Source organism: Citrobacter amalonaticus (genome assembly GCF_037053465.1).
In the GTDB taxonomy this organism is placed as follows: Bacteria; Pseudomonadota; Gammaproteobacteria; order Enterobacterales; family Enterobacteriaceae; genus Citrobacter_A; species Citrobacter_A amalonaticus_H.
Genome location: NZ_JBALIF010000015.1, coordinates 58,712 through 74,567 on the forward strand (window position 1 = coordinate 58,712; position 15,856 = coordinate 74,567).

The following is a 15,856-nucleotide window of genomic DNA, read 5'->3' on the forward strand; positions in this document are numbered from 1 at the left end:
TGAATTATCAGAATCATGCCAGCTTTATGCTACTGGAACCGGGAATTCGGGCACAAAATTAAGCGTTATTGCTGAGCGTAGACGGAAAAAACGCCCGGATACTCTGCTTTTTACGCTATTTTCTCCCAAAAACTCAGATCGCCGCGCGATTCGCATAAGATCTGAGTTTCCGGGAATGCTCGTTCGGGAAGACGGAGGTTTTCCCGCAGATCGCGTGCCACCATGAATCTGTTCACTATTGTTTTGGAGAGTCATGATGGCAGCACCCAAAATTACCTTTATCGGCGCCGGTTCGACGATTTTCGTGAAAAATATCCTCGGTGATGTCTTTCATCGCGAGGCGCTGAAATCGGCACATATCGCGCTGATGGATATTGATGAAACGCGCCTCGAAGAGTCGCACGTTGTGGTACGTAAGCTGATGGATTCTGCTGGCGCGTCCGGCCACATTACCTGCCATACCGATCAAAAAGCCGCGCTGCAGGACGCTGATTTCGTGGTGGTCGCTTTCCAGATTGGCGGTTATGAACCCTGCACGGTGACCGATTTTGACGTCTGTAAGCGTCATGGTCTGGAGCAGACGATTGCCGACACGCTCGGTCCGGGCGGTATCATGCGCGCGCTGCGCACCATCCCGCATTTATGGCAGATCTGCGAAGACATGACCCAGGTGTGCCCGGATGCCACGATGCTGAATTACGTCAATCCGATGGCGATGAATACCTGGGCAATGTATGCCCGCTACCCGCACATTAAGCAGGTGGGGCTGTGTCATTCAGTGCAGGGAACCGCAGAGGAACTGGCGCGTGATTTGGATATTGATCCGGCTACGTTGCGCTATCGCTGTGCCGGGATTAACCATATGGCGTTTTATCTGGCGCTGGAGCGTAAAACCGCGGATGGCACGTATGTCGATCTCTATCCCGAGCTGCTGGCGGCGTATGACGCCGGACACGCGCCAAAACCAAACATCCACGGTAACGCGCGCTGTCAGAATATTGTGCGCTACGAGATGTTCAAAAAGCTGGGCTATTTCGTCACGGAGTCCTCGGAGCATTTTGCCGAATATACGCCGTGGTTTATTAAGCCAGGCCGAGATGACCTGATTGAACGCTATAAAGTGCCACTGGATGAGTACCCGAAACGCTGCGTGGAGCAACTGGCGAACTGGCATAAAGAGCTGGAAGAGTACAAAACCGCCGAGCGAATCGATATTAAACCTTCGCGGGAATATGCCAGCACCATCATGAACGCCATCTGGACCGGAGAGCCAAGCGTGATTTATGGCAACGTGCGCAACGACGGGCTGATCGATAACCTGCCGCAGGGCAGTTGCGTGGAGGTGGCCTGTCTGGTGGATGCAAATGGCATTCAGCCTACCAAAGTGGGCACGATCCCCTCGCATCTGGCGGCAATGATGCAGACCAATATTAACGTCCAGACGCTGCTGACGGAGGCCATCCTGACGGAAAACCGCGATCGCGTTTATCACGCGGCGATGATGGACCCGCACACGGCGGCAGTGCTGGGCATTGAGGAGATTTACGCGCTGGTGGATGACCTGATTGCCGCGCATGGCAATTGGCTACCGGCCTGGTTACACCGTTAAGCGTTGACGTCGCCGGATCAGCAGGTCCGGCGTGTACCCTCTCTAATAACAGAAGGCGGGCGCTGGTAACAGCGACCCGGTACCCTATGAGCATCTCTCTGACAACAAAACTGAGTTACGGATTTGGTGCGTTTGGTAAAGATTTCGCCATCGGCATCGTCTATATGTACCTGATGTACTACTACACCGATGTGGTGGGGTTATCGGTTGGCATTGTGGGGACCTTGTTTCTGGTGGCGCGCGTCTGGGATGCGATAAACGATCCCATCATGGGCTGGATTGTGAATGCCACCCGCTCGCGGTGGGGAAAATTCAAACCCTGGATATTAATCGGTACGCTGGCGAACTCCGTGGTGTTGTTCCTGCTGTTCAGCGCCCACCTTTTTGAGGGCACGACACAGGTGGTCTTTGTCTGCGTGACCTACATTCTGTGGGGCATGACCTATACCATTATGGATATTCCATTCTGGTCGCTGGTACCGACCATCACGCTGGATAAACGTGAACGTGAGCAACTGGTGCCCTTTCCGCGTTTCTTCGCCAGTCTGGCGGGGTTTGTCACCGCTGGCGTGACGCTGCCGTTTGTGAATTATGTTGGCGGTGAAGATCGTGGTTTCGGGTTTCAGATGTTTACGCTGGTGCTGATTGCGTTCTTTATTGCCTCCACGATCGTGACATTGCGCAATGTGCATGAGGTGTTCTCCTCCGACAGTCATACGGCTTCGGACAGCTCGCGCCTGACGCTGAAATCGATTGTCGGACTGATCTATAAAAATGATCAGCTTTCCTGTCTGCTGGGAATGGCGCTGGCTTATAACATTGCCTCCAACATCATCAATGGTTTTGCCATCTATTACTTCACTTATGTGATCGGCGATGCCGATCTTTTCCCGTATTACCTGTCTTACGCCGGCGCCGCGAATCTGCTGACACTGATTTTCTTCCCGCGGCTGGTGAAGATGTTGTCACGTCGCATTTTGTGGGCCGGCGCGTCGATATTGCCTGTGGTGAGCTGTGCGGGGCTGTTTGCCATGGCGCTGGCGGGTTATTACAACGCGCCACTGATTGTGATCGCAGGGATTTTCTTTAATGTCGGGACCGCACTTTTCTGGGTGCTGCAGGTGATTATGGTGGCGGATACGGTTGACTACGGAGAGTTTAAACTCAACGTGCGCTGCGAAAGTATTGCTTATTCCGTACAGACGATGGTGGTGAAAGGGGGATCCGCCTTTGCCGCGTTCTTCATCGCCGTGGTGCTGGGAATCATCGGTTATACCCCGAACGTTGCGCAATCCGTGCAAACGCTGCAAGGGATGCAGTTCATCATGATTGCGTTACCAGCACTGTTTTTCATCGTGACGCTGGTTCTCTACTTCCGTTACTACCGTCTGAACGGTGATATGTTGCGTAAGATCCATATCCATCTGCTGGATAAATACCGTAAGGTCCCGCAATTTCATCCGCAGCCGGAAATGCCGACACGACCGGTGAGCGCGATTGACGAGGCAAAGGCGTAATCATGGAGTGGATTTCGCTGATTGGCTATCTGGCGGCGAGCCTGACCACGCTCTCTTTTTTGCCGCAGGCGATCAAAGTCATTACCACGGGCAACACCCAAGGGATCTCCGGCCTGATGTACGTGATGTTTGTGTGTGGCCTGGTGATGTGGCTGATTTACGGATTACTCATTGAGGATACTGCGGTCAGTATGGCGAACTTCCTGACGCTGGTGTTCGCGTTGCCGATTCTGGTGATTAAATTTCGTAAGGCGGAGTAGAAATTGCCGGAGGACGCTGTGCTTATTCGGTCTACGCAGGGGAGTATAGACAGAATAAGACGCAGCGCCATCCGGCATGTCTGTGGATGTTATTTCGCGCAGTTAGCGCACTGCTTGCTCACTATCTGCTGGAAGAAATCGTTACCTTTGTCATCCACCAGGATAAACGCCGGGAAATCTTCCACTTCAATTTTCCAGATGGCTTCCATACCCAGTTCAGGGTACTCAACACATTCCAGATGCTTGATGCTCTGCTGCGCCAGAACCGCTGCCGGGCCGCCAATGCTGCCCAGATAGAAGCCCCCGTGTTTGTGACAGGCGTCGGTCACCTGCTGGCTGCGGTTGCCTTTCGCCAGCATAATCATGCTGCCGCCGTGTGATTGCAGCAGGTCAACATAGGAATCCATTCGGCCTGCGGTGGTTGGCCCTAACGAACCGGATGGATAGCCCGCCGGTGTTTTCGCCGGACCCGCGTAATAAATCGGATGGTCTTTGATGTACTGCGGCAACCCTTCGCCAGACTCAATGCGCTCTTTCAGCTTCGCGTGCGCGATATCGCGACCGACGATGATTGTGCCGGTCAGCGACAGGCGAGTGGAAACCGGGTATTGCGACAATTGTGCGAGGATCTCTTTCATCGGGCGGTTGAGGTCAACCTTGACCACATCGCCTTCACCGGCCTGACGAAGTTCCTCCGGGATGTACTGGCCCGGATTGTGTTCCAGTTTTTCGATCCAGATCCCTTTGCGGTTGATTTTCGCCTTGATGTTACGGTCCGCCGAACAGGAGACGCCCATACCAACCGGGCAGGAAGCGCCGTGACGCGGCAGACGGATCACGCGGATATCGTGAGCGAAATATTTACCGCCAAACTGTGCGCCCAGACCGAGTTGCTGCGCCTCTTCCAGCAGTTCCTGTTCCAGTTGCGTATCGCGGAATGCCTGACCGTGTTCGTTGCCTTCGGTGGGCAGCGTGTCGTAATAGTGGGTGCTGGCGAGTTTCACCGTTTTCAGGGTGCTTTCCGCAGAGGTGCCGCCAATCACAAACGCGATATGGTAGGGCGGACAGGCCGCAGTGCCGAGCGTACGCATTTTCTCCACAAGGAAGTTTTTCAGTTTGCCCGGGGTGAGCAGCGCTTTGGTTTCCTGATAGAGATACGTTTTGTTAGCGGAGCCGCCGCCTTTTGCGACGCAGAGGAATTTATACTCATCGCCGTCCACGCTGTAGAGGTCAATCTGCGCGGGCAGGTTGGTGCCGGTGTTCACCTCTTTGTACATGTCCAGCGCGGCGTTTTGCGAATAGCGCAGGTTGTCTTCGATATAGGTGTTGTAAACCCCTTTGGACAGCGCCGCTTCATCACCGCCGCCGGTCCAGACGCGCTGGCCCTTTTTACCCATGATAATGGCCGTACCGGTATCCTGGCAGGTCGGCAGAACGCCTTTGGCGGCGATTTCGGAGTTTCTCAGGAATTGCAGCGCCACGTATTTGTCGTTTTCGCTGGCTTCGGGATCATGGAGTATGGAGGCGACTTGTTGCTGATGTTCCGGGCGGAGCATAAAGGAGGCATCGTGAAAGGCTTGCTGTGCCAGTAGCGTCAGGGCTTGCGGCTCAACCTTCAGTATCGATTCTCCTTCAAACTCACTCACGCTGACGTAGTCTGACGTGAGCAGGTAGTACTCTGTTTGCTCTTTCCCCATCGGGAAAGGAGCCTGGTAGAAGAACGCTTTATTTGACATATGCTTCCAGCCTGTTGATTTATTTATGTATTATCAGTGTCGTGCCGCCCGGTACTGAGCGGCACGCGGGAGACCCTTACAGGAATCCGTACATGGCGGCAAAGACCCAGCCAAAGACGCAGGATACGCTCACGCCAATCAAACCCGGCAGAATAAAGCTGTGGTTAATGACGAAGCGACCAATGCGGGTGGTACCAGAACGGTCGAACTGAATCGCCGCCAGATCGCTCGGGTAGGTCGGCAGAATGTAGTAGCCGTAACATGCCGGGGCAGAGGCCACGATATAAGCCGGATCCACACCGATAGCCAGAGCGACCGGAACGATGGCTGCCAGTGCCGCGGCCTGGGAGTTAACGAACTTGGATACCAGAAGCAGCACGATCGCGTAGGCCCAGGGATACTCTTTCACCATGTTACCCAGCACACCTTCGATTTCAGCCATGTGCGCGCCGAACATGGTTTCCGCCATCCAGGCGATACCATACACCGCCACAATCGCGATCATCCCGGAACGGAATACTTCGTTTTTCGAGATGGAGGCTGGATTGGTTTTGGTCAGGATAATAATCAGTGCGCCGGTCAACAGCATGAACATCTGGATAACCAGCACCATGGACAGCGCTTTGCCGCCGAAAGTAGGACGCAGTTCAGAGAAGGCGCCCAGAATTGCGACGACAGCAATCGCGGCAAGGAAGATCCACATCGCCAGCCAGTTGCTTTTCGGCAGCTTTTTGTCCAGCAGGGTAGCGGTGTCGCCATACACATAGTGATAGTTTTCCGGTACAGAGATGAATTTCTGGAAATCTTCATCTTTATCCAGATCTTTACCGCGGAACCAGCTGAAAATACCGATCGCCAGGATACCCAACAGCGTTGACGGAATTGTGATGGACAGCAGGTCGAGGAATTCGAGGTGCTTACCTTCAAACGTCACGTTACCCAACATGGCAACCAGAGAAACCACCGCAACGGACACCGGGCTTGCGATAATCCCCATTTGCGCGCCGATGGAGCTGGCAGCCATTGGACGTTCCGGGCGAATGTTGTTTTTGATCGCGACGTCGTAAATGATCGGCAAAATCGTGTAGACCACGTGACCGGTACCGCAAAGGATAGTCAGTGTACAGGTAACAAACGGCGCCACGATGGAGACGTATTTTGGGTTGCGACGCAGCAGTTTCTCTGCAATCTGCAACATAACATCCAGACCTCCGGAGGCCTGTAGCGTTGCGGAGGCAGCGACCACCGCGATGATGACCAGCATCACGTCAACGGGCGGTTTACCCGGCTGGAGGTGGAAAACGAAGACCAGAATGACCAGGCCGATGCCGCCTAACAAACCCAGCGCGATACCGCCCTTTCTGGCCCCATAAAACAAACATATTAATATTATGAGAAGTTGTATACTAAATAGCATTTATTTACCCTCGCGATAAAACCAGTCAATTTTGATAAATGGATCACAGCCATTTTCTGTTTTTTGTGAAGTGGGCTCAGAGCCTGGCTAATATTCGTTTTGTTTGAAAATGTGTATGATTTCTAAACTTTGAACAGGCGTCTTTCATCAGATTCATGAATACGCCTGTCCGTCTTTTCAGGCTGCTTTCAGAGAGCTGGACTCCCTGGCGATGGGGTATTTTGACAGCGGGGAACAGAGACAGGTTCGATGCTTTGTTGTTATATCTTTATGAAAAATATGAACATCTCATCTGCTCACAGAATGTGCTTTTCCCTAAGGTGGAGCATCTTCTCCGTTGCTACTGTTTATGGTTTTTATAATCCGTCTGAATATTATCAGACTACTCCTTTGTGATTAAAAATACACATTCTCCAGGGCGGAGAATACTTTATTAACTTTTGTTACCGTTTTTGAAATTAAAAACAATGTGACGGCTGACAATAATAACCTGCTGAAAGAGAAACTATTTTGCAGGTATGTTTGATCTGACACAATTTCTTAATTTTCACATGATAACCTTAACCTTTTTAATTTTTCATTATTGTAATAATTGTTACCAATATATAACGAAATAATCCTGGAACAGGTTTTATCTTCTACTGGCAATATTGCTTAAGTAAAGAATAATGTTCTGCTTGAATTCGGTAGCGGTAAACCGGTCTTCCCGTTACGCCATAATGGATACTGGTAACCAGAATATGGCAGTTCACCAGCCAGATAAGGTATTTGCGGCAGGAGACGCGAGAAATATTCACGGCATTCGCCAGTTCATCGGTTGAAAATTCATAATCCTGATGAGCGTCAATCCATTGGCACAGCGTACGCAGCGTTTGCGGCGTTAAGCCTTTTGGCAGACGGCGCGTGTCCTGCTCGCTGGCGGCATTGCCATGAATCAACTGATCCAACTCTGACTGTTCGAAATACTGGTGCTTTTCCATATCTCTTCTTTTTTGCAACCAGTTGGTGAGCGCTTCTTCAAAACGCGAGGCCTGGAAAGGTTTGATTAAATAATCAACGACCCCGAAGTGCAGTGAGTCTTTGATGGTTATGGCATCCGCGGCTGAAGAGATAACAATGACGTCGCTTTTGCATCCGGCGGCATGCAGGAGAGGAAGCAAGTCCAGCCCGTTTTCTTTCTGCATATAAATATCCAGCAGGATGAGGTCAATCTGGATATCGCCGTGAAAGATAACCTCTTTGGCTTTTTCCAGCGTAGAAGCCGTTCCACAACACTGAAAACCGGGGATTTGCGCGACATAGCGGCGGTTTAACTCCGCTACCATTGCATCGTCATCGATAATAAAGACATTGATCATGTGCTGGCCCTCTCCCCATCCCAGGGTATTTGTACAAAAAATTGTGTGAAAACGCCGGGTTCGGATTCCACGAAAATATTGCCGCCAAGAGTTTCAACTTGTTGTTTTACAAGCGCTAAACCAACGCCTCGCTCAGTTCCCTTCGACGAGACGCCTTTTTCAAATATCGAGTCAATACGGTCCGGTTCTATTCCTGGGCCATCGTCATTGACTTCACAGTGTAGCCAGCCATTGCGATAAAATAAGGAGACGCTAATTTCACCTTCGGACTGCCCCTCTAACGCGTCGATTGCATTTTCTATCAAATTCCCAAGTATGGTTATCAATGCTGCAATTTGATCTTCATTACCGCTATCCGGTAATTGGCTGTCGTGGCTAATCAGCAGTTTGTGGCCTGAATCGGACGTGCGATTAATCTTACTGAGTAAAAAGCCTGCAATGACCGGCGATTTTATTTTACCCAGTAACGAGCCGATCTCTTCCTGATAGTTGTTAGCCGTCTTAATAATATACTCTTCAAGTTGCTTATAACTCTTCAGATGTAACAATCCCAGAATCACATGTAATTTATTCATGAATTCGTGGGATCGTTCACGGAGTGAGTCGGCATAGTTCACCATGCCATCAAGACGCTGCATCAACTGGCGAACTTCCGTTTTATCCCTGAAGGTGGAGATAGCGCCAATAATCTTGCCATTGCTGCGCACCGGAACGGTGTTAATCAGCAGCAGCCGATCTTTAACGTTGATCTCCTCATCGCGATGCGATGTGCCGTCGCGCAGCACTTCACTGAGATCTACTACCTGTGACCAGGCATGACTGAGCGTGGAGAGTTTTGCATCGTCCTGCAATTTACGGTAGTCGAGCAGGTTCTGCGCAGCCTCGTTGATAAGCGTCACTTCACCGCTGGCGTCAACGGCAATCACCCCTTCTTTGATCGACTGCAACATCGCCTGGCGCTGCTCAAATAAGGTGGAGATTTCGTACGGTTCCAGGCCAAACAGGATGCGTTTGAGCACTTTTACCAGCACCCAGGTGCCCAGAAGACCGACCAGCACGCCAAATAACACTGACCAGATGATGCTGCCACGGCTGTCGTTGATTTGCTCGGTAACCCGGCTCAGTTCCTGGCCGATGGCCACCACGCCAATTTGCCGGTGATTTTCATCATAAATGGGGGTAAAGACGCGCAGCGCCTTGGCGAGAAAGCCCCGGTTGATGGCGACATTCTCTTTGCCATCCAGCGCCAGCAAAATATCGTCACCTTTAAACGGTTGCCCTATGCGCTGGGCCTCAGGATGCGAATAGCGCAGGCTTTTCATATCGGTGACGACGATGAACAGCATATCGTTACGCTTACGGACCGCCTCGGCAATGGCCTGAATGCCACTCTCCTCGGGCTTTTTCATCAATCCCTGGCGGATCTCCGGCGAATCCGCCAGCGTGCGGGCAACCGCCAGCGCCTTGTCCGCCAGCGCGTCCCGGGTCATCTGGCTGATTTGGGAAAAGTAGATGAGGTGTACCACCAGTAGCACAGAAAACAGCACGGCGCTGACCATCAATATCACCGTCGTACCGAGTTTCATCGGCTGTTTACGCAGCTTGCGGCAGGGCAGGGAGTGTCTCATGGTGGTCCCGGGTTCACTTTTCGTGTGGGTATTATCCCTATTGAGCCGCGTAATTCAAAGGTGGCAGGGAAATTAGCCTCAGGGCAGGTCATCCCGGTCAATTTTCTTGACCGGCGTTATCTCGTTGCCGGTCGTTGTAAATCAAAAAATGAGATCATTGATCCTGAGATTTTTCGCTTGATCATAGTCAACTGTCTAAAACATATACTCCTTTATGATGATGAATGAATACATATAAATAATAACGATGGATGCAATGTGGGAAATGAAACATGGAACTAAAAAAGTGGCTTAACACAACCCTGTCCCGACGGGATGCCGTCGCGGGCACCGCAAAGATAGGGGCCGCCGTTGCGCTCAGCAATGCAATAACATTACCTTTCTCGACCGTAGCACACGCAGAAACCACCTCGACCCCAGCGCCAACCGGTGACGGCGAAACCGTCCGGCATAGCGCCTGTCTGGTGAACTGCGGCAGTCGCTGCCCGCTGAAAGTGATCGTCAAAGATGACCGGATTGTGCGTATCGAACCGGAAGACGCAAAAGATGACGCGGTATTTGGCGAACACCAGATCCGTCCCTGTTTACGTGGGCGCTCCAGTCGCTGGCGGGTATACAGTCCGGACCGCATCAAATATCCGATGAAGCGCGTGGGTAAACGCGGTGAAGGGAAATTTAAACGTATCTCCTGGGACGAGGCGACGGCCTTTGTTGCTGCGGAATTAAAACGCGTGACGGAAAAATATGGCCGTGAAGCCATTTATTATAACTATCAGTCCGGCGCGTATTATCACACCCAGGGAACCCCCGCCTGGAAACGCCTGTTGAACCTCACCGGGGGGTATCTCAACTACCATAACACTTACTCCACGGCGCAAATTGCCACGGCGACGCCGTACACTCACGGCGTCTATGTCGGCAGTCACTTTACGCAAATTGCCCATTCCGATCTGGTGGTGCTGTTTGGCCTCAACTTGTCTGAGACGCGCATGTCTGGCGGCGGACAGGTGGAGGAGTTGCGCCGTGCGCTGGAAACGTCGAAGGCACGGGTGATTATTATCGATCCGCGTTACACCGACTCGGTGGTAACGGAGCATGCCGAGTGGTTACCGATTCGCCCGACGACCGATGCCGCGCTGGTGGCGGGGATTGCCCACACCCTGATTACTGAACAACTCATTGATGAAGAACAGGTCAACAAATATTGCGTGGGTTATGACAGCAGCACCCTACCGGAAGGCGCCGCGCCAAATGCCAGCTACAAAGATTACGTCCTGGGAACGGGCGACGACGGTATTGCCAAAACGCCGGAGTGGGCTGCAGAGATCACCGGTATTCCGGCAGTGCGTATCCGTCAACTGGCACGCGAAATCGCCTCGGCACGTGCCTGCTACATTTGCCAGGGCTGGGGACCGCAGCGTCATGCCAACGGTGAACAAACCGTCCGCGCGATCCAGACGCTACCGGCGTTGACCGGTCATTTCGGCCTACCCGGAACCAACAACGGAAACTGGCCTTACGGCACACCGTACGGCGTGCCCCTGTTGCCGGTTTTGACTAATCCAGTCAAAACCTCTATTCCGTGCTATCTCTGGACCGATGCCATTCAAAGTCCGGAAAAGATGACGGCGACCACCATGGGGGTGAAGGGTGCAGATAAACTGAAAACCGGTATCAAGCTGTTTTTCAACCAGGCCGGTAACACCTTGTTAAACCAGCACGGTGAAACCAACCGGACGCGTAAAATTCTGGCGGATGAGAGCCTGTGTGAAACCATCATTGTCATTGAAAACCATATGACGCCGAGCGCGAAGTACGCCGATCTCCTGCTGCCCGAAACCAGCTACCTTGAAGCGGAAGATCTGGTGGATAGCTCCTACGCGGCGGGTTCTCACAACTACATGATTGCGTTGCAGAAAACCGTCACTCCGATGTGGGAAGTGCGTAGCACCTATGATATCTGTGCCGATATTGCCGGACACCTGGGGTTGCGTGAGCAATATACCGAAGGGCGCACCCAGGCGCAGTGGGCGGAAATGCACTACCAGCAAATCCGTGAAAAACGTCCGTACCTGCCGGAATGGTCGGTGGCGAAAGAGATGGGGGTTATTGACCAGCGTATCGCCACGGATAAACAGAGCCTCGCGTTTGCCGATTTCCGCGCAGATGCCCAGGCTAATCCGCTGACGACGCCGTCGGGCAAGATTGAAATTTATTCGCAGGCGCTGGCGGATCTCGCTAAAGCGTGGACCTTGCCGGAAGGCGATCGCATCCCGGCAGTACCGGAGTTTTGCGAGGTGAAAGAGTCGCACCTGAATAAAGCGTTAACCCGCAAATACCCGCTGCAGTTGAGCGGTTTTCACACCAAAGGCCATACCCACTCAACCTATACCAACGTGCTGATGCTGCATGAAGCGGTACCGGATCAGGTGTGGATCAACCCGATCGACGCCAGCGCGCGTCAACTGAAAACAGGCGATCTGGTTCATGTGTTTAACGATCGCGGCGTTGTGGCGATCCCTTGCAAAGTGACGCAGCGCATTCTCCCGGGCGTCGTGGCGATGCCACAAGGCGCGTGGACCCGGCTGGACAGCAACGGTGTAGATGTGGGCGGATGCATTAACACGCTGACCTGCCACCTGCCGTCACCGCTGGCGAAAGGCAACCCACAGCATACCAACCTGGTTGAAATCAAACGCGCATAAGGAGTGACGCAATGAAACAGTATGGCTTTTATGTTGACTCCTCGCGCTGCTCCGGCTGTAAAACCTGCCAGGTGAGCTGCAAGGATAATAAAGATCTGGACGTGGGGCCGAAATTCCGTCGGGTTTACGAATATGGCGGCGGAAGCTGGGTGAAAGAAGGCGAAAGCTGGCACAACGACACCTTTACCTACTATCTCTCAATTGCCTGTAACCACTGCGATGAGCCGGTTTGTGTTTCCGGGTGTCCTACCGGTGCGATGCACAAACGTGAAGAGGACGGACTGGTACTGGTCAATGATGATGTCTGTGTCGGCTGCCGTTATTGCGAAATGCGCTGCCCGTACGGCTCGCCACAGTTCGATGCGAAAGCCAAAGTCATGCGTAAGTGCGATGGCTGTCTGGATCGGCTGGAGAAAAACCTGCGCCCAATCTGTGTGGATTCTTGCCCGCAGCGGGCGCTGGATTTCGGGCCGATCGACGAGCTGCGGGCGAAGTACGGCACTGAGAACGAAATCGCGCCGCTACCCGCCGCGTCCTTTACTCATCCTAACCTCATTATTAAGCCGCATCCAAAGGCCCGTCCGACGGGAGATAAGGAAGGCGCTATCGTGAATCTCGGGGAGGTACGCCATGCATGAGTTACCGCTGGTCTTTTTTACCGTCTTTACCCAGAGCGCGGTCGGCGCGTTTATTCTGTTGCTGATTGGCGGCACGCTGGGACAGATTGAGGCGCGGCGCATGGCCATTGGCCTGTTTTCCGTGATGTGTCTTTTTGGCGCAGGGGTGCTACTCGGGATCTTCCACGTTGGCCAGCCGTTACGAGCGTTGAACATGCTGATACGTGTTGGTCATTCGCCAATGAGCAATGAAATTGTCCTGTCAGCGGTGTTTGCCACACTGGGTGGTCTTGGTGCGCTGGGGCTACTGCTCAACCGGGGGGCGATCGCACTGTGCAAAGCGCTGGTATGGCTGGCGGCGGTAGTGGGTGTGGTCTTTATCATGGCGGTCCCGCAAATTTACCAGTTGCCGACGGTGGTGACCTGGCAATCGTCTTACACCACGGCAATGATGGTGCTGACGCCGTTGATTGGCGGCGGTATCCTGGCGGGTCTGTTTGGTTTGCGTCTGGGACTGCTGGTGAGCGTGCTGGCTATTCTGCTCAGCTTCTGCCTGCGCCCGGGCTATATGGCGTCGCTGATGAGTGCTGATAGCGCGTTAACCGCGGCGCAAACCAGTTGGTTTACCGCGCAGGCCGTATTGCTGGCGGTTGGTATTGTTGGCGTGGTGGCCTGGGTGAAACTCAAATCCAACGTCACCGTACTGGCGATGACAGCGCTGGTGGTTATCGTGGCGGAGCTGGTGGGCAGGATTGCGTTCTACAATTTGTGGACGTTGCCGATGTAACCTGTGAGCGGCTTCGGCCGCTCTGTTTTCAGGAGGAGTCAGAGATGTCCCCCGAAGCGATATTACCGAGGATCCTCGGCGCACTGTTTTATTACTCTCCCCAACGGCCGGAGGTAAAAGCGCTTTTCACCTGCCTGCCCACGTTGTCGGAGCTCTATCCGTGGCGCGATCCGGCGCAGGTTGCCGCACTGTGTGAGGACTGGCCGTTACCGGATGAGAACGAACTGGCGTGGCAATTCTCTGTGCTGTTTGAAGGGCAGGGCGAAATGCCCGCGCCGCCCTGGGGTTCCGTCTGGCTGGAGCGTGATAACCTGCTAATGGGCGACACCACGGCGGCGTACCGGGCGTTTTTGCAGTCACAGGGCATGGCGTTCGACTCGCGTCATAACGAACCGGAAGATCAATTTGGATTGATGCTTTTAGCCAGTAGCGCCCTGCTGGATGCAGGAAAAGACGACGCGGTTAATACGCTTTTTGCAGAGCATTTGTTGCCCTGGGGATATCGCTATCTTGACCGGTTGCAGGCCTGTGAGGTGAGCCCGTTCTATGCCCGACTTGCCGTGGTGACGACGTACTATTTGCAGGAAGTACAGCAGCAACGGGCGCTGCAACCTGCCGTAAAACGGCTGTACTTCGGATGAACAAGTCAGAGAAATATTATCAGGCGCTGATGACGCACCGTCACGTCAGTCGGCGCGGGCTGTTCCGCGCGTTCGTCAGTGCGGCAAAACACACCGCGCCGGACGTCCCTTCTGCCCGCCTGACACACCCCCTGCCGCCCGGCGCGCTGCCCGATGCGCAGTTTGTCGCGCAATGTACACGATGCGACCAATGCATTCAGGCCTGCCCGATGGGGATCCTGAACCGGCATGCGGACGGCTACCCGCAACTGGAAATTGAATATGCCAGTTGCGACGGCTGCGGCCTGTGTATCGCCGCCTGTTCTACCCACGCGTTGCAGCCGCCGTTGCGCTTTGATACCGGGCTGCGCCCGGCGTTCAGCAATGTCTGTGTTAACCCGATACGCCCGTGTAATCAGTGTATTGAGGCTTGCCCTCAACAGGCCTGCACCGTGGATGAGAAGGGGCTTCCCCAACTGGACAGCGAACGCTGTAACGGCTGCGGCGAATGCCGGGTACAGTGCGCTGTTGATGCTATCAGTTTGAAGTCGCTCCAGCGGGCGATGTGAGGCGGCTATTCCGGGAATAGGCTCACTTCTTTTCTGGCAGAACAATATATCGAATACGTTTCAGACAGAATTCCCATTCATTTACAAAATGAATATTTTATTTCTGGTATTTTGTGAAATATCTTAATATCTTAACTGCTTCCCAGACTATCTTTCTCTCCAAAACCCTCTCGTTTTTAAGATTAATCATAATGTCTCGCGAGATTTAATTCCATGTTTCGAATCTTTGCGAGTTAATAATGCGTATATATTCCATAGTAAATGTAATGCTTTGTAGCGAAATTTGCATTTGGTAGCATGCGCAGCAGTTCACAGGAGGGCAGTAATTAGTATTGAATCATTACAGTGTTAATTATTGTCAGGACATTCCGGAACAAAACCAAGAGTTGATTACAACAGTGCGAAATAAGATCGCGACGTAACGACTCTTTATTTCTTAGGATATTGGTACAAACAGGATATTGTTATGAAAATGAATAAAGTTGCTATGGCTGTTGCTTTCACCGCTGCTCTGGGCTCTATGTCTGTTTTAGCTGACACGACAAACGGTAAAATTGAATTCCAGGGTGAACTGGTGAATACCGCCTGTGGTCTGGCACCCAATTCAAGCCCGGTTTCCGTAGAATTTGGTCAGATTCCTGTTTCTGCACTGGCTAACGGCGCGCGCGCTGGAAACGTACAAAAGAACATCGAACTGCAGGATTGTGACACCACCGTAGCAAAAACCGCGGTAGTGACTTACTCCCCAACCAGCATTAACCCAACGGATACATCTCTGGCTGCTTTCACCTCTGGCACCGCATCTGGCGCGGGTATCGGCCTGCGTGACAGCGCAAGCCAGGAAGTAGTCTGGGGTACGGCGACAACGCCTGTACAACTGGTTAACGGCACCAACACCATCCCGTTTGTAGCCTATTTGAAAGCTGAAAGCGCAACCGCGACGGTATCTGCGGGTACCTTCCAGTCAACCGTTAACTTTGAGATTGCTTACCAGTAATCCGACAGACGTTCTGAGTGCGGGAGGTTCTCCCGC

Annotated in this window: 13 protein-coding genes; 9 read left to right on the forward strand and 4 right to left on the reverse strand. The window is 52.8% G+C overall.

All coding sequences use genetic code 11. The features are described 5' to 3' along the window. Positions 1-253 precede the first annotated feature (253 nt). The 3 genes from melA (at position 254) to WB371_RS19705 (ending at position 3,386) form a co-directional block, all read left to right on the forward strand. Positions 254-1,609 (forward strand): alpha-galactosidase, encoded by a 1,356-nt coding sequence (gene melA / locus WB371_RS19695; protein ID WP_336221733.1) that lies wholly within the window; start codon positions 254-256, stop codon positions 1,607-1,609. 86 nt (positions 1,610-1,695) lie between these two features. Continuing rightward, entirely contained in the window at positions 1,696-3,126 is a 1,431-nt protein-coding gene (gene melB / locus WB371_RS19700; RefSeq protein WP_336221734.1) for a melibiose:sodium transporter MelB, read from the forward strand. Between the two features lie 2 nt (positions 3,127-3,128). Continuing rightward, positions 3,129-3,386: a SemiSWEET transporter gene (locus WB371_RS19705; RefSeq protein ID WP_336221735.1), complete on the forward strand. Its 258-nt coding sequence runs from the start codon at positions 3,129-3,131 to the stop codon at positions 3,384-3,386. An 89-nt stretch (positions 3,387-3,475) separates the two neighbouring features. Here WB371_RS19705 and fumA read toward each other — a convergent pair whose 3' ends face one another. The 4 genes from fumA to WB371_RS19725 form a co-directional block, all read right to left on the reverse strand. Further along, positions 3,476-5,122, reverse strand: coding sequence for a class I fumarate hydratase FumA (gene fumA / locus WB371_RS19710; protein ID WP_336221736.1), 1,647 nt, complete (start codon positions 5,120-5,122; stop codon positions 3,476-3,478). Positions 5,123-5,198: 76 nt separating this feature from the next. Further along, complete coding sequence (dcuB, locus tag WB371_RS19715) at positions 5,199-6,539, reverse strand: anaerobic C4-dicarboxylate transporter DcuB (protein WP_336221737.1); 1,341 nt, start codon at positions 6,537-6,539, stop codon at positions 5,199-5,201. A gap of 638 nt (positions 6,540-7,177) precedes the next feature. After that, positions 7,178-7,897 carry a two-component system response regulator DcuR gene (gene dcuR, locus WB371_RS19720; protein WP_336221738.1) on the reverse strand — a complete coding sequence of 240 codons (720 nt, stop codon included), beginning with the start codon at positions 7,895-7,897 and terminating at the stop codon, positions 7,178-7,180. Then, a complete protein-coding gene (locus WB371_RS19725) occupies positions 7,894-9,525 on the reverse strand; it encodes a sensor histidine kinase (protein ID WP_336221739.1) in 1,632 nt (543 codons plus the stop codon). The genes dcuR and WB371_RS19725 overlap by 4 nt, the downstream gene beginning before the upstream one ends. 272 nt (positions 9,526-9,797) lie before the next feature. On the opposite strand from WB371_RS19725, the gene WB371_RS19730 reads away from it, so the two are divergent. The 6 genes from WB371_RS19730 to WB371_RS19755 all read left to right on the forward strand — a co-directional run bounded on the left by WB371_RS19730 (position 9,798) and on the right by WB371_RS19755 (position 15,820). Then, entirely contained in the window at positions 9,798-12,230 is a 2,433-nt protein-coding gene (locus WB371_RS19730) for a DMSO/selenate family reductase complex A subunit (protein WP_336221740.1), read from the forward strand. 11 nt (positions 12,231-12,241) lie between these two features. After that, on the forward strand, positions 12,242-12,868 hold the full coding sequence (locus WB371_RS19735; RefSeq protein ID WP_336221741.1) for a DMSO/selenate family reductase complex B subunit: 627 nt from the start codon (positions 12,242-12,244) through the stop codon (positions 12,866-12,868). Then, positions 12,861-13,634, forward strand: coding sequence for a dimethyl sulfoxide reductase anchor subunit family protein (locus WB371_RS19740; protein WP_336221742.1), 774 nt, complete (start codon positions 12,861-12,863; stop codon positions 13,632-13,634). Before WB371_RS19735 ends, WB371_RS19740 begins: the two co-directional genes overlap by 8 nt. 44 nt (positions 13,635-13,678) lie before the next feature. Next, positions 13,679-14,275: a molecular chaperone gene (locus WB371_RS19745; protein ID WP_336221743.1), complete on the forward strand. Its 597-nt coding sequence runs from the start codon at positions 13,679-13,681 to the stop codon at positions 14,273-14,275. Then, positions 14,272-14,823: a ferredoxin-type protein NapF gene (napF, locus tag WB371_RS19750; protein WP_336221744.1), complete on the forward strand. Its 552-nt coding sequence runs from the start codon at positions 14,272-14,274 to the stop codon at positions 14,821-14,823. The genes WB371_RS19745 and napF overlap by 4 nt, the downstream gene beginning before the upstream one ends. Before the next feature lie 466 nt (positions 14,824-15,289). After that, positions 15,290-15,820 carry a fimbrial protein gene (locus WB371_RS19755; RefSeq protein ID WP_336221745.1) on the forward strand — a complete coding sequence of 177 codons (531 nt, stop codon included), beginning with the start codon at positions 15,290-15,292 and terminating at the stop codon, positions 15,818-15,820. Positions 15,821-15,856 lie beyond the last annotated feature (36 nt).